The 17,428-nt window shown below is 70.8% G+C and carries 20 protein-coding genes and 2 pseudogenes; 16 read left to right on the plus strand and 6 right to left on the minus strand.

Annotated elements, in window-relative coordinates; genetic code table 11:
* Positions 1-218: 218 nt before the first annotated feature.
* Entirely contained in the window at positions 219-446 is a 228-nt protein-coding gene (locus tag ACWDD9_RS31490; RefSeq protein ID WP_449813462.1) for a DUF397 domain-containing protein, read from the minus strand.
* The gene (locus ACWDD9_RS31495) at positions 443-1,315 is read right to left on the minus strand and encodes a helix-turn-helix domain-containing protein (protein WP_449813463.1); all 873 of its coding nucleotides are present in this window, start codon (positions 1,313-1,315) and stop codon (positions 443-445) included. The genes ACWDD9_RS31490 and ACWDD9_RS31495 overlap by 4 nt, the downstream gene beginning before the upstream one ends.
* A 268-nt stretch (positions 1,316-1,583) precedes the next feature.
* Between ACWDD9_RS31495 and ACWDD9_RS31500 the strand changes: the two genes are divergently transcribed.
* From ACWDD9_RS31500 to ACWDD9_RS31550, 11 genes are all read left to right on the plus strand, one after another.
* Positions 1,584-1,847, plus strand: a complete 264-nt coding sequence (locus ACWDD9_RS31500; protein WP_449813464.1) for a hypothetical protein — start codon at positions 1,584-1,586, stop codon at positions 1,845-1,847.
* Positions 1,844-2,266 carry an ATP-binding protein gene (locus ACWDD9_RS31505; RefSeq protein ID WP_449813465.1) on the plus strand — a complete coding sequence of 141 codons (423 nt, stop codon included), beginning with the start codon at positions 1,844-1,846 and terminating at the stop codon, positions 2,264-2,266. Before ACWDD9_RS31500 ends, ACWDD9_RS31505 begins: the two co-directional genes overlap by 4 nt.
* 111 nt (positions 2,267-2,377) lie before the next feature.
* Positions 2,378-3,112 carry a hypothetical protein gene (locus ACWDD9_RS31510; RefSeq protein WP_449813466.1) on the plus strand — a complete coding sequence of 245 codons (735 nt, stop codon included), beginning with the start codon at positions 2,378-2,380 and terminating at the stop codon, positions 3,110-3,112.
* Positions 3,113-3,114: 2 nt separating this feature from the next.
* Positions 3,115-3,783 (plus strand): dTMP kinase, encoded by a 669-nt coding sequence (locus ACWDD9_RS31515; RefSeq protein WP_449813467.1) that lies wholly within the window; start codon positions 3,115-3,117, stop codon positions 3,781-3,783.
* 8 nt (positions 3,784-3,791) lie between these two features.
* The gene (locus tag ACWDD9_RS31520; protein WP_449813468.1) at positions 3,792-4,649 is read left to right on the plus strand and encodes an isocitrate lyase/phosphoenolpyruvate mutase family protein; all 858 of its coding nucleotides are present in this window, start codon (positions 3,792-3,794) and stop codon (positions 4,647-4,649) included.
* A gap of 34 nt (positions 4,650-4,683) precedes the next feature.
* Complete coding sequence (locus ACWDD9_RS31525) at positions 4,684-5,172, plus strand: NUDIX domain-containing protein (RefSeq protein WP_449813469.1); 489 nt, start codon at positions 4,684-4,686, stop codon at positions 5,170-5,172.
* The gene (locus ACWDD9_RS31530) at positions 5,169-6,086 is read left to right on the plus strand and encodes an NAD(P)-dependent oxidoreductase (protein WP_449813470.1); all 918 of its coding nucleotides are present in this window, start codon (positions 5,169-5,171) and stop codon (positions 6,084-6,086) included. Before ACWDD9_RS31525 ends, ACWDD9_RS31530 begins: the two co-directional genes overlap by 4 nt.
* Complete coding sequence (locus tag ACWDD9_RS31535) at positions 6,083-6,925, plus strand: hypothetical protein (protein WP_449813471.1); 843 nt, start codon at positions 6,083-6,085, stop codon at positions 6,923-6,925. Before ACWDD9_RS31530 ends, ACWDD9_RS31535 begins: the two co-directional genes overlap by 4 nt.
* A gap of 38 nt (positions 6,926-6,963) precedes the next feature.
* On the plus strand, positions 6,964-8,853 hold the full coding sequence (locus ACWDD9_RS31540; protein ID WP_449813472.1) for a radical SAM protein: 1,890 nt from the start codon (positions 6,964-6,966) through the stop codon (positions 8,851-8,853).
* A gap of 87 nt (positions 8,854-8,940) precedes the next feature.
* A complete protein-coding gene (locus ACWDD9_RS31545) occupies positions 8,941-9,081 on the plus strand; it encodes a hypothetical protein (protein WP_153471719.1) in 141 nt (46 codons plus the stop codon).
* A gap of 74 nt (positions 9,082-9,155) precedes the next feature.
* The gene (locus ACWDD9_RS31550) at positions 9,156-10,058 is read left to right on the plus strand and encodes an aKG-HExxH-type peptide beta-hydroxylase (RefSeq protein ID WP_449813473.1); all 903 of its coding nucleotides are present in this window, start codon (positions 9,156-9,158) and stop codon (positions 10,056-10,058) included.
* Between the two features lie 95 nt (positions 10,059-10,153).
* Here ACWDD9_RS31550 and ACWDD9_RS31555 read toward each other — a convergent pair whose 3' ends face one another.
* Positions 10,154-10,669, minus strand: a complete 516-nt coding sequence (locus ACWDD9_RS31555; protein WP_449813474.1) for a hypothetical protein — start codon at positions 10,667-10,669, stop codon at positions 10,154-10,156.
* A 221-nt stretch (positions 10,670-10,890) separates the two neighbouring features.
* On the opposite strand from ACWDD9_RS31555, the pseudogene ACWDD9_RS31560 reads away from it, so the two are divergent.
* Positions 10,891-11,328 (plus strand): annotated as a pseudogene (locus ACWDD9_RS31560) (IS110 family transposase); the annotation flags it as partial.
* Here the strand turns inward: ACWDD9_RS31560 and ACWDD9_RS31565 are convergent.
* On the minus strand, positions 11,279-11,719 hold the full coding sequence (locus tag ACWDD9_RS31565; protein ID WP_449813481.1) for a hypothetical protein: 441 nt from the start codon (positions 11,717-11,719) through the stop codon (positions 11,279-11,281). The pseudogene ACWDD9_RS31560 and the gene ACWDD9_RS31565 sit on opposite strands and share 50 nt — an antisense overlap.
* A 239-nt stretch (positions 11,720-11,958) precedes the next feature.
* Here ACWDD9_RS31565 and ACWDD9_RS31570 point away from each other — a divergent pair, with 239 nt between their 5' ends.
* Both ACWDD9_RS31570 and ACWDD9_RS31575 read left to right on the plus strand, forming a co-directional pair.
* Positions 11,959-12,171, plus strand: a complete 213-nt coding sequence (locus ACWDD9_RS31570) for a hypothetical protein (RefSeq protein WP_380659949.1) — start codon at positions 11,959-11,961, stop codon at positions 12,169-12,171.
* 90 nt (positions 12,172-12,261) lie between these two features.
* A complete protein-coding gene (locus tag ACWDD9_RS31575; protein ID WP_449813475.1) occupies positions 12,262-12,750 on the plus strand; it encodes a hypothetical protein in 489 nt (162 codons plus the stop codon).
* A gap of 445 nt (positions 12,751-13,195) precedes the next feature.
* Here the strand turns inward: ACWDD9_RS31575 and ACWDD9_RS31580 are convergent, their stop codons facing one another.
* Positions 13,196-14,050 (minus strand): ABC transporter permease, encoded by an 855-nt coding sequence (locus ACWDD9_RS31580; protein WP_449813476.1) that lies wholly within the window; start codon positions 14,048-14,050, stop codon positions 13,196-13,198.
* Positions 14,047-14,959 (minus strand): annotated as a pseudogene (locus ACWDD9_RS31585) (ABC transporter ATP-binding protein). Before ACWDD9_RS31585 ends, ACWDD9_RS31580 begins: the two are co-directional and overlap by 4 nt.
* Before the next feature lie 133 nt (positions 14,960-15,092).
* Between ACWDD9_RS31585 and ACWDD9_RS31590 the strand changes: the two are divergent.
* Positions 15,093-16,298, plus strand: a complete 1,206-nt coding sequence (locus ACWDD9_RS31590) for a sensor histidine kinase (protein ID WP_449813477.1) — start codon at positions 15,093-15,095, stop codon at positions 16,296-16,298.
* The gene (locus tag ACWDD9_RS31595) at positions 16,295-16,954 is read left to right on the plus strand and encodes a response regulator (RefSeq protein WP_380659954.1); all 660 of its coding nucleotides are present in this window, start codon (positions 16,295-16,297) and stop codon (positions 16,952-16,954) included. Before ACWDD9_RS31590 ends, ACWDD9_RS31595 begins: the two co-directional genes overlap by 4 nt.
* Positions 16,955-17,428: the final 474 nt, after the last annotated feature.

The raw sequence follows: 17,428 nt of genomic DNA on the forward strand, positions 1-17,428 counted from the left end.
GACCCTGTGCGGAAGGGCGGCGGCAGAAGTGGCTTCCGCCACTGGATCATGGCGGTGGAGATCAAGATCTAGGGGTGTTAAAGCAGTACAGGCGAGGATCGGAAGCAGTCAGGGCAAGGGCATGGCGGCATGGTCGCGGTGCTTTCCGGGCATGGAAACACCACAGCGAAGGACCGCCTCCCCCTGCTTCGGACGAGGGGGAAACGGCCCTTCGCTGATCAGGCGCGGGAGTCGCGGGCGAACGCCACGAGACAGGCGAACGCTTCCGGCGTGACGAGCAGGGCCGGTCCGGCGGGGTCCTTCGAGTCGCGGATGGCCACGGCCTCGAAGCGGGTGGCGGTCAGGTCGGCGACCTCGACGCAGTTGTTGCCGGATCCACCGCTGTAAGACGACTTGAACCAGTCGGTCATTCCGGCGAGTTCGGGGGCGGTGATGTGGTGGGTCATGAGGTGATCTCTCGGGTGAGTTGTTGCAGGAACTCCGGTGTCGCCTCGGACGGGAGGGCCGAGCGGGACAGCGCCTCGAACATCCGAGTGAACCGGCCGACTTCGCGGGCCTTGTCCGTGAGGGACATGCCAGCCCCCGTGTCCAGCTGGACCGTCATAGGCAATTTGTCGCCGAGGTCCAGGAGCGTGAAGTCGGAGAGCGACAGGTAGCCGCGAACCGACTGGGGCAGGATCTGCACGGTCACGTTGTCGAACTCCGCAATCCGGGTGATCTCCCCGTACTGCTCGCGCATCGTGTCCACGTCTCCGGCCACGTACCGTAGCGCCGGCTCGTACAGGATCGCCCACAGCTTGACAGGGTCGTCGGGGGCCACCACCCGGTCCTTGCGCTTCATCCGAAGGGCCACGCTCTTGTGTATGAACTCCGTGGTTGATTCCTCGATCGGCTTGGCGATCTCGTGCAGTGCCTTCGCGTACCGCTCGGTCTGCAGCAGTCCGAGCACGCACGTGGGGTGGTAGGCGCGGATGGACTGGGCCGCGGACTCGACGCCGAGGAAGCGGGGCATCGAGGGCGCCATCGTCGCCACCGTGTACGGCGTCCACCAGTCCTGGCGTGAGGCGGTGCGCTGGAGCTCCACCAGGCGTTCGGTTTCGTCCTCGTCGTCAACGCCGTACCGCGTGAGGAGCTTGCGCAGGTCCCCGGCGTTGCGGAGGTCCTGGAAGCCGGTCTCTACGCGCTGGAGTTTCGTCTCGCTGAACGACAGCCCCTTGACGGCGTCCTCGAGCGTGATGCCAGCCTGCTGACGCAGTTCCCGAAGCGCGTGTCCCAGTTCGATCCGCCGTGCTGTCGGCCTCGGCCGTGCTGCCATGTGCTCACCTCCGGGGTGCATGCGTCTACCGTCCGTACCGATCCGCGCAGTGTTGCACGTCACATGCGCGCGGTGCCAGGCCATGCGTTTGCGGTGGCATGTGCCACTTCTCCTTCGTCGGGGGATTCGGTGCCGATGCCGTTGCAGATTCAGCGTAGACGGGCCACCGTGGTGGCACGCCCTGGTTGACGGGGCGTCAGAGACGGTCGGTCGAGGCCTGCGAGACGCCGACGGCCGCCACCTCCACCATCGGAATGCGGAGGTCTTCGTGCGTCGATCTGCTGATGGCCAGCTTCGCCGCCGGGTGTCGGTCGACATCGCGGCGGGCCTGCCGGGGCGGCTGGCGCGTGCGGACCCGGACGAGCTCCTGAAGCGGGTGTATCCCGCCGGCGCCCCTCGGGGGGCCTGGCGGCGACGGCCGGACGGCACCGAGGTCTTCGTCGAGGGCTTCGAGCGGGCCTTGCGGCGCGCGACGGTGCTACGGCGGCTGGAGGACGGACGGTGGCTCAGGCGGTACCGGGGGCTGGCGTGACGACCGCAGAGCTCGCTCCCGCAGAGCCGGCTCCCCGGCCCGGCCCTGCCACGGTATCCCTGCGCTATCGCCCGGAGTCGGCGCGGGCCGCCCACCTGCTGGTGCGGGGCAAGCTCACCGAATGGGGCCTGGACAAGCTGGTCGACCCGGCCGAGCTGATCGTCACCGAGCTGGTCTCCAACGCCTGCAAAACCGGCTGCCTGACCTTCATGCGGGTGGCCGTCCGGCGCCCCGCCCCGGGATTCGTCCGAGTCTGCGTGCGGGACGGCTCCTGCGAGCTGCCGGTGCTGCTGAAGGCCGGCGACGAAGAGGAGTGCCACCGCGGACTCGTCCTGGTCCACGAACTGACCAGCGGCCGGTGGGGGACCAGCCTGGAGCCACGGGGCAAGTGCGTGCACGCCGACCTCACGATCCCCTGACCACCGGCCATCCCGTCAACCGGGCGGCAGTCCGCCAACATACGCGCCATTGCTGTTCGTCACTATTCGAATACGATCCATCGCTTCGGCTCACCCATCAAGGAGTACCGCGTGGAAGGAACCACCACCGCCATGAGCCCGCCCGAAACGCTGAGGCCCGCGAGTGTGCGGGACAGCTGGCAGGCGCTCGCCGACGGCCTGCACGTGCAGCGGGTGCACCTGCACCAGGACCAGTGGCGCCGGGCCGCGACGCTCGCGCCCGAACAGCTCGGGCTGCCCGCCGAGCTGGACCCCGTCGACCTGGTGTCCAAGCCGGTGCTCGTGGTGCCGTGCGACGACGTCCTGATCAGTGCCGCCGGCCTCACGCCGTGGATCGAGGTGCCGTACCGGCTCGGCCACGACCGCACCGCGAGCGGCCCGCTCACCCTCGCGGTGGACGAGGTGGCCCGGATGCTGGCCGAGGACCTGGACGGCGGCCTTGAGGCGGCCGTGCACGGCGCGACCCGGTCCAGCGCCTGGTGGGTGGGGGCGTTCGCCGTCATCCACCACGAGAGCGGCCGGACCGCCTCCCTGGCGATGCTCCAGTCCGCCGCGCGGGCCGTCGCCCTCGGCACGGGGACGCGCGTCCTGCGGGCGGCGCTTCGGACCAGGGGAGAGGACAGCGCGGTTCTGCGGGTCGCGTACTGCCGGGCCATCGCCGAGGTCGTCGTGCTGGAGGCGTCGCTGCCGCAGCTGCTCGGCGAGATCGGCGGGATGCGGCTCACCGACCTGGTCACCACCTCGGTGCCGTGGCGCGGACAGTTCACCAAGTACCAGTCGGGCACCGGAGCGGGGCAGGTGGAGTAGGGATGGACCAGTATCCGTTCGTCGTGATCGAAGGCCTGGACGGCAGCGGCAAGACCACGCTGCGTAAGGGACTGTTCCGGCTGTTCGACAACCTGTACGGGGTGACGCCGCTGTCGGTGCTCACCACGAACTTCCTCGCCCCCGAGGTGGCCGCAGACCTGGTGGACGGCAAGTACACGCCCACCGAGGCCAACCGCGAGCGCTACCTGGAGGCCCTGCGCGCCGACAAGCAGGCCACCGTCGAGCGCCTGATCGCGCCGGCGCTGTCGCAGCGGCCGGTGATCGCGGACCGGTGGCTGCTGTCGGAACTGGCGTTCTTCCAGGTCAAGCACGGCCAGACGCCGCAGACCACCTACGGCGCTCTCGCCGACGCGATCGACCTGGTGCCGGACCTGACGCTCATCCTGGACGCGCCCACCTGCACCACGATGCAGCGAGCCGCCTCCCGCAGCGCGGGGGACTCGGTGCGCGACGACTGGGACGTGGACCACGTGCAGACCATCGTGCGGGTCACCTACCGGGCGATCACCGCCAGCCCGGCCGCGTTCCCGAAGATCGGGCCGACCGTGACGATCGACGCCAACCAGTCCCGGGCTGACGTGCTCGCGAACGCCTGGACCGCGCTGCTGGAGCGCGGCCTGACCCCCGATCTGGAAGGAAGTACCCGATGAGCGCCGTCATGCCTGAGATATCCGCGGCCGGCCGCCTGCGGGCCGCCCTTGGTGACGCCGCAGCCTCCCGGCGGCCCGTTCAGGCGATCGGCGCGGTCAACGCCATGGCCGCGCGGGTCGCCGTCGAGGCCGGGTTCGACGCGCTGTGGGTGTCGGGCCTGGAGGTGTCGGCCGCCTACGGGCTGGCGGACGAGAACCTGCTCGGCTCCCGGGACCTGGCCGACGTCGTCACCTCGCTTTGCCGCGTCACCGACCTGCCGGTGATCGTGGACGTCGACAACGCGGCCGGCACCGGGGCGTCGGCCGCGCGGTTCGGGTTCGACCTCCAGGCGGCCGGGGCGGCGGCCGTCTGCCTGGAGGACAGCCGCTACCCCAAGTGCAACTCGTTCTCCGAACACCGCGTCCAGGCGATGGCGGAGACCGGGGCGGTGTGCGAGCAGATCAAGGAACTCAAGGCCGCCGCCCCCGGCCTGCTGCTGATCGCCCGCACGGAGACGCTGATCTGCGGCGCCAGCATGGACGAGGCGCTGGCCCGTGCCGCCTCCTACGAGGCGGCCGGAGCGGACGCCGTGCTCCTGCACTCCAAGGACACCACCGGCAACCAGGCGCTGGAGGTGGGCCGCCGCTGGTCCGGCGTGCCGCTGGTCACCGTCCCCACCGCCTTCCCGCACCTGGACCGCCGGCTCCTCGGGGGGGCCGGGTTCGTCCTGGCGATCTACGCCAACCAGCTGACGCGCGCCGCACTGGCCGCGATGCACCGAGCCGCGGTTGGCTTCCGCGCCACGGGCGTCTTCGAGGCCCACCAGCTCGCCGACGTCCAGGACCTGATGCGCGTCGGCGACCCCGACGCCCGCGCCTGCCTGTGACACCCCTGCTCCGACAACCAGTACGGAGGCACCCTTGAGCGATCTGCCCAGCATCAGCGTGTCGGTGAAGGCCGCGATCATCCACCAGGACCGGATCCTGCTCCTGTCCTACGACGACAGCGCGGACGGCGGCTGCTTCCACTACAACCTTCCCGGCGGCAAGGCGATCGAGGGCGAGTCGCTGCGCGAGGCGGTCGTGCGCAAGGTTCACCAGGAGACCGGACTGAGCGTGCGGGCCGTGCGGGAGATGTTCGTCGTGGAGTACGTCCCCGGCCAGTTCGGAAAGGACCTCGGCCAGCAGCACAAGACCCAGCACAACTTCCTCGCCGAGATCACGGACGGCCGCACCGCACCCCGCTTCTCCGACCCGCGCGACCCCATCCAGGTCGGCTTCGAATGGCTGCCGCTGACCGAGCTCACCACGGTGACCCTGATCCCGCAGGTCGCCCCCGCCATCCTCGCCGCTCTCACGGACACCCGTGACGTCCTCGTGGACCGCGCCCAGACGGAGACGACGCGATGAGGGCGCCCACGATCCTCGTCGCCAAGGGGGCGGGCGATGCGAACGCCCTGGTCCGCTCCCTGAGCCGGTACGACGTCTACGAGTTCACCAGCCTCGACGACCTCGGCGGCGCCCTGCGCCGCGCCGAGCTGATCGTCATCCGCTCCGGCGTGCGGCTCGACGCGGACCGGCTGGCCGCCATGCCGAAGCTGCGGCACGTCATCCGGGCCGGCTCCGGGCTCGACGGCATCGACACCGCCCTCCTGCCCGCGCGGGGGATCGGCCTGCACCGATACCCCGAGGCATCGGCCCCGGCCGTCGCCGAGTGGTGCCTGGCGGCACTGCTGGCCCTGGCCCGGCGCATCCCGCTCGGCGCCAACGGCCTGGCCCACGGTGACCATCTCAAGACGGCCTGCCTGGGGACGCCGGCGGTGTCGATGCGCGTGGCCGTCTGGGGCGCCGGGCCCATCGGCCGGGCCGCAGCCGCCGTGACCGAGCGATTCGGCACGGAGGTCGCCTTCGCCGCCCGGCCCAGCATCACCGACGGGCTGCGGCAACTACCTGCGGCCGAGCTGCCCGGCTGGGCGGACGCCCACATCGTCGCGCTGCCCGCCACCGCGGAGAACACCGGGGCGTTCGGCACGGCCTTCCTCCGCTCGTCGGCCAGGCGCCGGCCTCTGCTCGTCGTCGCCGGGCGCCTGGCCACCATCGACACGGCCGCGTGCCTGCAGGCCCTTGCCGACGGCGGCCTGACCGGCCTTGCCGTCGATCCGATCGAGGCGCGCGACGCGCACCTGTTCAAGGCCGGCCCCGCCCCGCTGAACCTGCTCGCCACCCCGCACATCGGAGCCCAGCGCGCGGACGTCCGCGCTGCCCTGGACACCTGGGTCACCCAGACCGCCCGCGCCGTCCTGAGCGGGGAGGCGGCCCGGTGAACGCGTGGGTCGAACAGAGACTGGCAGCGGCCCGCACGGTCGCCGGGCAGCTCGCCGAGGAGTACCCGGACTCGCCGGTGTGGATGACGGGGCCCGTGGCCTGCGGGATCGCCCACGCCCGCAGCGACGTCGACCTGCGGGTGCTGGTCACCGAAGGCCCGGTGCCGGTGCTGCAGTCCCGCATCGTCGACGGCGTCCGCGTCGACCTGGAGGCCCAGACCGTGGCCGAGGCCGACGAACTGCGCGGCTACCTGAGGCAGTTCCACATCCTGGGCGACGACGTCGACCTGTTCCGCACCGTGAGGCGCCGCCTTCCGGCGCTGACCGTGCTGCGGACCGCCCGCGCCATGCACAACGGACAGCAGCCGGTGTTTGGCCAGGCCGAGCGGGACGTCTACCGCCGGTGGGCGCTGGCCGACCGTGTCCAGCACGCGATCAGCCTGGTCGAGGACCTCGACGGCCTGTTCCAGGCCGGACTGAGTGACGTCGTGGACCTGGTCACCGGACAACTGCACCTCGCCGTCCAGCAGGCGGAGAACGTCGCCGCCGGCCACCCGCTCCTCGGCGACAAGTGGACCCCCGTCCTCGCCGGCGCCCCGACACCGCCCGCGGCGTCCGTGCACCAGGCCCTGCGCCAGGCCCGCGCCCGGCTGCTGGCCGCGCTGCTGACGGTGTGGCCCGAGACCGCCGCCCCGGACGGCCCGGTGCCGGACGACTGGCTGGAGGCCGGCTGGCTTCCCCAGCGCTACAGCGACGGCTGGCGACTGAAGTTCGCCGACGCCACCATCCGCCTCACCCCCGGCCAGCTGGCCGCGTGGCACCAGGCGCTTCGCTCCTGACCGGGCCCGAGCCCGTCCCTCTCCCTGGGAGGCACCCGATGCACCCCACCAGCTCGAACGAGCTGATCGGCCACCTGTACCGGTCGCTGGACGCGTCCGACCAGGACGCCGTCTCGGTCATCCTCAAGGTCCGCGGCGAGACCTGCGACATCGACTGCCTGCACTGCTACGAGAAGCGCAAGGAAGGCCCCGGCGGCGCGCGGATCAGCGACGACCAGGTCCAGCTCCTCCCGAACCTCTTCGCGGGCCGCCCGCTCGCCATCGAACTGCACGGCGGCGAACCGCTGACCGCCGGGAAGGAGCACATCACCCAGCTGCTGCGGACCCTCGCCAGCATGCCGCAGGTCAAGCGCCTGTCCCTGCAGACCAACGGCGTCCAGCTCGACGCCGAGTGGCTCGACCTGTTCGACGCCCACTACCCCGGCCTGGAGCTGGGAATCTCCCTGGACGGCGATCCGGAAGGCAACCGCTGGCGCGTCGGCTACGACGGCGAGCCCACCTACCAGCTCGTGGTCAAGGCCCTGGAACTGCTGGCCGAACGCGGCCGGACCTGCGGCATCATCACTACCGTCACCCCCGCTGTCCTCGACCGCCCCGCCGAAACCCTCGACCACCTGGCCGCGTTCACCGCCGTCACCTCGGTCAGCGTCGTACCGTGCTTCGACACCGCCGTCACCCGGCCCACCACGCACACCGGCCGCCGCCGCCCGCCCAGCCGGGCCCTGCAGCAAGCCGCCCTCGACCGTCCCGGCGGCCCGGCCTGGGCGATCACCCCCGACCAGTACACCGACTTCGTGCTCGGCCTCACCCGGCGCTGGATCACCACCGGCCTGTTCCGCCGCCTCAAGCTCTCCCCGGCCGTGCCCACCATCCGCCGCATCCGCGGCCTCGGGGTGTCGTTCTGCCACTTCTCCGACATGAAGTGCGACCACGTGGTCACCCTCTACCCGGACGGCAGGCTCGGCAGCTGCGACGAACTTCCCTGGCCCCAGGCCCAGCTCACCCACCTGACGCCCACCACCAGCGCGGCCGACATCATCACGGCCCAGCGCGGCTCCAACCTGCTTGGCCAGGGCAAGGGCCTCATGACCGCGTGCGTGACCTGCGACTACCGCACCACCTGCGGCGGCGGCTGCATCGCCACCCGCTGGCGCATGAACCTCGCCGGCCACCACGACGCCTACTGCGACCACCGCATACGCCTGATTGACGGAACCGCGGCCCTGCTCGCCGACCCCGCCCACCCGGACGGCGCCTGGTGCCGCACGGCCCGCTGGCGCCCCACCCCCGTCAACCGGATGCGCGACGTCCACGCCTTCCTGGCCACCTGGGACAACCCCCAAGCCGCCCGCCACCCGGCCCAGCTGGTCACCAGCGCCTTCGGCAACATCAACACCACCGGCCTCCCCGGCCCCACAGCCCAGCCCGCCGACGACCTCGACCCCGCCCACCCCCAGTGGAACGGCGCGATCGAGCCCGGCATCAAACCGCTCGTCGACCACCTCACCGGCCGCTGGCACCTCGTCACCTACGACAGCTGCGAAGGCCACCACTACAACGGCACCCGCAAAAGCCAGACCCGCGAGGTCGGCCTCCTCCCACGCGACAGCGCCGAGTACGCCGCCACCACCGCAGCCCTGTGCCGGGCCGCCACCCGATGCGCCCCCGCCCTGCCGCCCGCCGTACGCCTCCTGGTCGCCCGAAACAACCTGACCTGCGAGACCACCGGCCGCACCCACCCGGTCCTCGACCTGCGGCTCCTGCCTACCTCCGAAACACCCGGTGCCGCCTACTTCGCCGCCCTGGACGACGCCACCACCCAGTTCCTGGCCGCCCTCGACGCCGAAACCCCCGCAGAGGGGCGCCCGTGCGCCTGCCCCCTCCCGGCCGGCACCCAGCCGATCGCAGCCCCACAGGCCATCGCGTGACCCCCACACCACGGGGGCGCGCACCCCCGACCAACCCGTACGGCCCCAACCCAACCCCAAGAAGCCCGAGCAGAGAAGGAACCGGCGATGAAGAACGACACCTGGGCCAAGGACTTCCTCGACGCCGTCGAGGAGCTCCGCGACGACGACGGGTCCGTCCGCTTCACCATGCACTCCTCCCGAGAGGGCGCCGACGACTGGCCGACCGAGCCGACCGTCCACGCCTGATCCAGCGCGCTAGACCCAGCCGGGGCCAGGGCCGCAAGCCCTGGCCCCACCCCTTCCCCGCCAAGGAGACCGCGATGGACCTCAGCACCGTCTTCCGCATGCCCGCGATCCACGACCTCCACCAGGCCAAGACCCAGCGCATCCACCACGCCCTCCGACGCGGCGCCGGCCTCGCCATCACCGAGCCCGAGCCCACCGCCGCGGCCTACGCGCTCGCGCACCACGTCCTCGAAGGCGCCGAACACGCCGCCCGCACCGACGACCCCGACGCCTTCGCCTGGTATGCCGAGCACCCTGACGCCGGCGCCACCGACCTCGCCCCGGCCGGTCCGCTCACCGTCGCTCCCGGCGAGGAGAACCTGATCACCTCGTCCATCTCCGACACCCCGTACTACGTGCTCGGCCCCACCACCCAGGCCGCCCCGGAACACCTTCACAAGCTCACCCTGGAGTCGGCCGGCCTCGCCGCCGAGCACGGCTTCGGCGAACTCGTCGACGTCCACGCCCCCGTCGTGTGCCTGCTGACCGGCAAGCCACTGGGCAGCCCCCTGCGCTCCTGGACCATCAGCCGCATGCCCGGCACCGTCTTCCTCGACTACGTCCCGGACAACCCCGTCATGGTCGCCCGCGACTTGGTCCACGAGGCCGGCCACAACTGGCTCAACGACGCCCTCACCGCCACCGGCTGCGAGATCGACAACGCCCAGACCTTCTACTCCCCCTGGAAGAAGACCCACCGGCCCGCCTACGGATTCCTCCACGGCTGCTGGTCGTTCTCCCTGGTCTCCCTCTACGTCGCCGCCCTCCTGCCCACCACCAGCGGTGAGACGTACACCTTCCTCACTGCCTACCTCGACCGCCAGCGCACCCAGCTCCACATCGTCACCGGCGACCACGAGACCGCCCTGCAGACCATCACCGACGCCACCCTCCGCGCCAGGCTGCGGGCCGTCTACCGGCACGCCCTCGCGCTGTGACGCTGCCAGCAGCCCAGACACCAGGTGCGAATGGCTGAGGGCCACCGGGAAGCCGGTGGCCCTCAGCCATTCGTACTGCCGATCGAGTCGGCTCGTCACGCGCCTCGCTCGTAGCGCACGATCGTAGCGCCTAGATCCTTCTCCAACTCGTCGATCCACCCGCCGAAGAAGAGCGTGGTGAAGCCACGATCCGCGTAGTCACCCGGCCCCACCGGGGTCAAAGGCAGCGAGCTCACATACTGGCCGGCCTTCGCGGCTCGAAGGTTGAGCTCCACTCTCACCACGTGCGGGGTAGTGCCCTCCATTACGAGCAGCATCACGGGGTGATTCCAGGCAGTCGGGTTGGTCGTCAGTTCCTTGATCACCCAGCACCAGTGACCGGAGACCTGCTGGTAACGCTGCCTGTCCTGGCCGATGAATGTTCCGGTCGGCGAGCGCCGCATCCGGTGGAACGTCTCGCCACGGTGAGGCAGCAGGCGCTGGGCTGCGTCTGCCAGCAGTTGGCTCAGCCTTTGCTGATCGCGCTGCTGACGGGCCTCCTCCTGCCGCTTCGACTCGTCCAGCGTCTGCTGCTCTCGCCTCGCCTTGCTGATCGCATCGTCAAGACCCATGGTCTGACGGTAGCCACCTGGGCCGCTACTGGTACCTGGATCTCTCGAATCTCACCGCAACCCTGCTCAGGACAGGTCTCGGGCAACGGTCACGTTGAATGAGAGAAGAGAGGGAAGCAGGCCCGCACCGATCGCGGGTGCGGGCCTGCTATAGGAATCGACAGGTGGTAGTGAGCCTCGTCCAGGGCGGACAAACGGACAGAATGAACGACCCTCATAACCGGATCGCCGACCTCTACCCAGGCGAGGCCAAGACCGACGCCCGCGACGCCTTCGTCATCGCGGACGCAGCCCGCACCATGCCGCACACCCTACGCGGCATCGAGCTCACCGACGAGACCCTCGCCGAGCTGGAGATGATCGTCGGCTTCGACGACGACCTCGCCGGCGAGGCGACCCGCATCGCCAACCACCTGCGCGGACTGCTGACCCAGATCCACCCCCACCTGGAACGCGTGCTCGGACCGCGACTGGACCACCCGGCAGTCCTGACCTTGCTGGAGCGGGTCGGCTCCCCGGCCGCCCTGCGCAAGGCCGGGCGCCACGGCCTGCTGAGCCTGGCCCGGCCGGAGGCTCCGCGGATGGCCGAGCGCCTGGTCGAGGAGATCCTCACCGCGCTCGACGAGCAGACCGTGGTCGTCCCGGGCACCGAGGCGGCCGCGCTGTCCGATGCACTGGCCCGACCCCGCTCAACGCACCCGGATCGAAGAGATCCGCGACAACCTCCTCGCCCGCATCGACGAGGCACAACCAGGCCTTCAGCACGGCGATTCCGTACCGCACGAGCTCGTCGACGAACCTGTCGTACTGCGGGCCCTCGAAGCCCTTCTTGGCCAGTAGCCCGACGATCCGCTGGTCGGCCAGCCGCCGGTCGACGCTCTCCTGCAGCTTCTTCGCCCTCGCGCTCTCACGGGACTCCTCCGCGAGGAACGCGTCCAAGATCTCCATCGGCACCGGCATGCCGAGCTCGGTCGCGCCGGGTCGGCCTGCGGGTTGTAGGTCCCGGACGCGCGCGGCCGCGAACTGCGCGCCCGCGTCGTCGCCCCGCATCGTCTCCCCTTCCGATCGTCTCCCGGCCCGATGAGGAACGGGGCCGTCGTCAGGCTCCGCCGGACTCCCTCAGCCTTCGGCGGATGGCCGACCCCTTTTAAGTAGCCCTCCCCCGGGTACCCCACGGACTTTTTCAAGATTTCTTGGAGCGGCTCCGAGGAAACTCGTCCGTGGGGTGCAGGGCCCGGGACGACATAGAAGCGGACGCCCGAATCACCGACAACCCGACGGAGAAGCACGTGAGTTCGCCGACCCAATCGCCGACGCCCCCGCCCGCCCCTGAGCCGTTCCTGACGGTGCGCACCGCCGTCATCCTCCTCGCCGGCGCCCTCACCGGCCTGGTCGTCGGGGGACTGACCTTCCTCGGTGGCGGCCGAGCAGCCACCGCGGCAGTAGCTGGCCTGGCGGCGTTCGGGGCGAGTGTGGTCGGGCTGCACAAGCTGATCGCCTGAGCCCGTCTCGCCCCAAGGAAGGGAAGGACAACCACCGTTGTCCTTCCCTTGGTCCGGCGCAACCCGCCGGACCGGAAGGGGAGGACCACCGTGAACACCGACCAGGTCATCGCAAGTGCGGCAGCTGTCTTCGGCGGAGCATCCGCCGACGCCACCTTCTGGCATGCGGCCATCGCCAAGGGCCAGGCGAGAGACGCACGCGAAGACGCGCAAGCTGCGGAGGCGGCCGCCGAAGTCACCCGGCGCCAGGCCCGGGCCGCCGAAGAACACGTGGCTGCCGTGCAGGACCAGGTACGCGCGGCTGAGGAACGGGTCGCGCTGCTGCGCCGCCAGCTGGACGCCGAGGACGCCGAACGCCGTAAGGCCGAGCGCCTCACCGACGCCGACCGCACTATGCACATCGGTACCCCAGCCCAGAACGATCTATCCCCGCGAGCGCGGGGCCGACCTGATGTCCGTTGCCTTCTCGTTGTACTCGCGGGAGCTATCCCCGCGAGCGCGGGGCCGACGCTGGGTGTTCTGCTGGTCGCTCATCTGGGGGGGAGCTATCCCCGCGAGCGCGGGGCCGACACTTCCTGACCTGCTGCGATTGGGCTCAGAGTGCGCCAATCCATTCAGTTCGAATCCGGAGCCCGACGTGTGCCGGGCCAACTCGCCAGCGGCAGTCTGTCTCAGCTGCGCCCCGGCGAGCCGACTCTGAACCTTCGCCAGCATCGTACGGTCTGTTGTCAGCCTGGGTACAGGAGACGAGCTCACCGGTGGCCTCGTCGGTCAGGGCCCGGGGCTGAGAGGCTGACAAAGGACGACCGCCAGCTCGGCGATGCCGCCGCCCTCGGCGCCTTACCGATCGACCGCCTCGCCGCTGTCGCCGAAGTCGTCGCCGCATACCGCCGCTGCGTGATCCTGCGGACATACGAGGTCGACCCACCGCTCGACCGCGAGCAGCCGACTGTGGATCGGGTCGTTGTGATCAGCCCGGCCGTATCGGCCCACACCTGGGACACAAGGCCAGCGGGAGCGCCGCTCACTGGTCCCGGTGGTTCGGGAGGAAGATGGCCATGGCTGCGGCGACCAGCGCCCATGCACCGAGGACGATGCAGGCGCCTCCCACCGTCCACGGCCACTGCTCCGTGGTGGACTGCTCGTGGCCGATGCGTTCCCATGCCTGGGGGATCGTCATGTGCCGGAGGCTGATGGTGAGGTGCTTCTCGCTGCTCAGCATGGAGGGCAGGACGAAGAGCAGGGCGATCGTGGCCACGATGGTGAGCACGCTGTGCCGGATGGCCGTGGCCAGCCCCATGCCCACGAGGGCGGAGACCGGAGCGAGCAACGCGGAGGCCACGAGCAGGCGCACGACCCCGGGATGCCCGAGGCCGACAGCGGCGTGCTGGCCGGAGAGGATCGTCTGGGCGACACCGAAGGAGAGCAGGGCCAAGCCCGCACCGAGGGCGCTCGTGGTCACGGTGACCACCGCCACCTTCGCGGCCATGGCCGAACGGCGGTCGGGCACGGCCGTGAAGGTCGTCCGGATCATGCCGGAGGTGCACTCGCTGAGGATCGTGATGGCGCCGATGGCGCCGACGCCGACGATCAGCAGCGTGGCGGCACCGGTGGAGAACGAGTCGGCCAGCCCCCCGAACATCCGGAAGTACGCCCGGTGCTCCTCGTCGGACTGGCTGTAGTTGTCGAGATCGCCCACGGCGGCGGTGACGGTGGTCGTGAGGACCAGCGCGATGGTGGCGAGGAAGGCCCAAGGGGTCGAGCGCAACGACCACAGCTTGATCCACTCGGAGGCGAACAGATCGCTGAAGCGGGGCTCGGGCTCCAGGACCGGCACGTTGGGCACTCCGGTCGTCTGCGTCGTGGTCTGCGCGGTCACCTGTTCTCTCCTGCGAGGTACTCGACGCTGTCGGCGGTCAGCTCCATGAACGCCTTCTCCAGCGAGCCGGTGCGGTTGGTCAACTCGTGGAGCAGGATGTGGTGTTCGAAGGCGATCTCGCCCACCCGGTCCGACTCCAGCCCGACCACGGTGAGCCTCCCGTCGGCCTCGCGCTGCACCGAGGCGCCCTCGGCGCTCAGTAGTGGCGACAGTGCCGCCGGGTCCGGCGTACGGATCACCACGCTCCGGCCGGCCCCGCGGGCCGCGAAGTCCGCCACGCTCTCGGCGGCGATCAGCTCCCCGCGGCCGAGGACGACGAGTTCGTCGGCGGGTGTGCTCCATCTCGGACATCAAGTGGCTGGAGACGAAGACCGTACGCCCCTCGCCGGCGAGTCGGCGGAACAGGCCGCGCACCCAGTGCACGCCCTCCGGGTCCAATCCGTTGAGCGGCTCGTCGAAGAGCAGCACGGGCGGGTCTCCGAGCAGCGCGGTGGCGATGCCCAGGCGCTGGCGCATGCCGAGGGAGAAGCCTCCGATCCGGCGGTCCGCCGCGTCCGCGATGCCGACCTCGCGCAGCACCTCGTCCACCCGGCTGCGCGGGATCGCGTTGCTGCGGGCCAGTGCCCTCAGGTGGAATCGGGCGGTGCGCCCGCCGTGCACGTCGCCGGCATCCAGCAGCGCGCCGACGTGCCGCAGACCCCGGGGCAGCGAACGGAACGGGCGGCCGTTGATGGTGACGGACCCGCTGGTGGGGGTGTGCAGGCCGAGGAGCAGGCGCAGGGTGGTGCTCTTGCCGGCGCCGTTGGGGCCGAGGAACCCGGTCACCTGGCCGGGCTTCACGGTGAAGGTCAGGTTGTTGACTGCCAGCTTCTTGCCGTAACGCTTCGTCAGCTCGCGGACTTCGATCATGTGGCCCATCGTGCGGCCCGCGTCGTGTTCAGTGCATCGAACCCGTGGTGGCAGTCGTCCGGCCGGCCTGTCAGCCACGGTTGTACACCCGTGGTCCGATGCCCGGTCAGCACCTCCTGGCTACCATCGGCGCATGTACGCCACGTCGACCCTCCCGCTGCTGAAGCGCGTGCCACCTGGCGCCTGGACAGGCTTCAGCTGGCTGGTGGTCACTGTCTACCCCACCCTCCTCGTCGGGCGGGACGGGGCCACCACCTGGTTCACCAGCATCGCCATGGACGGGCACTCGGCGACGAACAGGGACTGGAACATGGTGTGCGCGGCCGGGCTGGTGGCCCTGGCGGGCAGCGCCCTGCTGGCTCGTCGGCCGCTGGCCGGCCTCGCCCTGCTGATCACCGCCTCGGTCGGAGTGACGAACGGCTGGTCGGCCGGGTCGCAGTTCCCGGCCCTGCAGTTCGTCTCGGCGGACATCGCGCTCCTCGTGATCACGGCCACCCGCCCGCGGCGGACGGCTCGCACCGCCACCGCCATGCTTCTCGGCGTGCTGGTCGCACACATCGGCATGGTGCCCCGCACCGACACCACCGACGCCCAGGGCGCGGTGCTGCTGGCCGTCATCGCCTGGCTGATCGGTCGCTCGATGCACCAGTCCCGCGAGCACGCGGCACAACTCGGAGCCCAGGCCGCCGCCCGGGCGGTCACCGCCGAGCGGCTGCGGATCGCCCGCGAACTGCACGACGTGGTCGCGCACACGACGGGCATCGTCGCCCTTCAGGCCGGCGCGGCGCGGCGGGTCATCGACACCCAACCGGGCCGGGCGCGCGGCGCGTTGGGCGAGATCGAGACCGCCAGCCGGGAGACGCTGTCCGGGTTGCGCCGGATGCTCGGTGCCCTCCGACAGCCAGAGCAGGGTTCGGATGCCGAGCCGGCCCCGCTGGAGCCCGGTCCCGGTCTGGCGAACGTCGAACGGCTCGCCACGACCACGACGGCCGCCGGTGTCCGGGTCGACGTCCGGTGGACCGGCGAGCACCGGACGCTTCCCCCGGAGATCGACATGTCGGCCTTCCGGATCATCCAGGAGGCGGTCACCAACGTGGTCCGGCACGCGGACGCCACGGAGTGCCGGGTGTCCATCGACTGCCAGGAGTCGGAGCTGACCATCGAGGTCCTCGACCGGGGCCGCCGGCACCCGTACGGCAGGACCACCGGGTCCGGCTTCGGCCTGGTGGGCATGCGTGAACGGGTCGACCTGCTGCACGGTGAATTCTCCGCCGGGCCGCTTCCCGAGGGCGGCTTCCGCGTCGCCGCGCGTCTTCCCGTTCCCGAGGGGGTCCGATGACGATCCGCGTGGTGCTGGCCGACGACCAGCCGCTCGTGCGCGCCGCCCTGCAGATGGTGATCACCGACGCCCCCGACCTGGAGGTGGTGGGCGAGGCCGGCGACGGCGCCGAGGCGGTCGAACTGACCGCCGCCCTGGATCCCGACGTCGTGGTGATGGACATCCGGATGCCCGGCATGGACGGCATCGAGGCCACCCGGCGGATCACCGCCGGCCCCGGGAGGGCCCAGATCGTCGTGCTCACCACCTTCGACGACGACGACTACGTCTACGCCGCACTGAGGGCGGGCGCGTCCGGCTTCCTCGTCAAGGACATGGCGCTGGACGAGATCCTCGCCGCGGTACGGGTGGTCGCCGCCGGCGACGGCCTGATCGCCCCCGGCGTCACCCGCCGGCTCATCAAGGAGTTCGCCGACCGCCCGACGGCCACGTCCTCCGCCGAACCCCGGCGAACCATCACCGGCATCACCGACCGGGAGCGCGAGGTGCTCACCCTGATCGGCCAGGGGATGTCCAACCCCGAACTCGCCGAACACCTGGTGATCAGTGTCGCCACCGCCAAGACCTACGTCACCCGGCTGTTGTCCAAACTCAACGCCCGGGACCGGGTCCAGTTGGTGATCATCGCCTACGAGGCGGGCCTGGTGACCCCGTAGCCCCGGTGGGGGTCGACGGGCCGGAGTGCCCGCCGCCGGTCGGCCACAGGGCCGGCAGGATCGACGGCACCACGTAGTCGCGAAGCCGCTTGGCGGCGAACAGGACGCCCAGGCTTCGGCTCCGGCAGCTCCGGCGGCAGCAACGGCTCGATCGGTCTCCCCGTACGGTGCGGTTCTGACCGTCCTCGCCGGGGTCGAATCCCTCGGGCAGGTACACAAGGTACTTCGGCTGCGCCAGGATGTTGATGACGGTCTCGGGGACCAGGCCCCTCAGGGCCGACCAGCGCAGGAACTCACAGACGGTCCCGAGGTGGGCGTTCGCAGTGCCGGGCCGACGGTGTCTCGGCTCCGGATCCGGGCGTGATGACGCTCTCTGAATTTGGCTCTGACCGGAGTTCCGGATGCTGTTGGTGATCTTCATGAGTGACGGGTTCGAGTCCCGCCATCCGGTTGTTGGCAGAGTTGCTGGAATCG

Source organism: Kitasatospora sp. NPDC001119 (assembly GCF_053598475.1).

Bases quoted from the DNA above. Each gene is read 5' to 3' on its own strand.
- ACWDD9_RS31590 (WP_449813477.1), top strand. From the start codon at position 15,093: ATGTACGCCACGTCGACCCTCCCGCTGCTGAAGCGCGTGCCACCTGGC.
- ACWDD9_RS31565 (WP_449813481.1), bottom strand. From the start codon at position 11,719: ATGCGGGGCGACGACGCGGGCGCGCAGTTCGCGGCCGCGCGCGTCCGG.
- ACWDD9_RS31595 (WP_380659954.1), top strand. From the start codon at position 16,295: ATGACGATCCGCGTGGTGCTGGCCGACGACCAGCCGCTCGTGCGCGCC.
- ACWDD9_RS31520 (WP_449813468.1), top strand. From the start codon at position 3,792: ATGCCTGAGATATCCGCGGCCGGCCGCCTGCGGGCCGCCCTTGGTGAC.
- ACWDD9_RS31490 (WP_449813462.1), bottom strand. From the start codon at position 446: ATGACCCACCACATCACCGCCCCCGAACTCGCCGGAATGACCGACTGG.
- ACWDD9_RS31540 (WP_449813472.1), top strand. From the start codon at position 6,964: ATGCACCCCACCAGCTCGAACGAGCTGATCGGCCACCTGTACCGGTCG.
- ACWDD9_RS31495 (WP_449813463.1), bottom strand. From the start codon at position 1,315: ATGGCAGCACGGCCGAGGCCGACAGCACGGCGGATCGAACTGGGACAC.
- ACWDD9_RS31515 (WP_449813467.1), top strand. From the start codon at position 3,115: ATGGACCAGTATCCGTTCGTCGTGATCGAAGGCCTGGACGGCAGCGGC.
- ACWDD9_RS31550 (WP_449813473.1), top strand. From the start codon at position 9,156: ATGGACCTCAGCACCGTCTTCCGCATGCCCGCGATCCACGACCTCCAC.
- ACWDD9_RS31545 (WP_153471719.1), top strand. From the start codon at position 8,941: ATGAAGAACGACACCTGGGCCAAGGACTTCCTCGACGCCGTCGAGGAG.
- ACWDD9_RS31530 (WP_449813470.1), top strand. From the start codon at position 5,169: ATGAGGGCGCCCACGATCCTCGTCGCCAAGGGGGCGGGCGATGCGAAC.
- ACWDD9_RS31555 (WP_449813474.1), bottom strand. From the start codon at position 10,669: ATGGGTCTTGACGATGCGATCAGCAAGGCGAGGCGAGAGCAGCAGACG.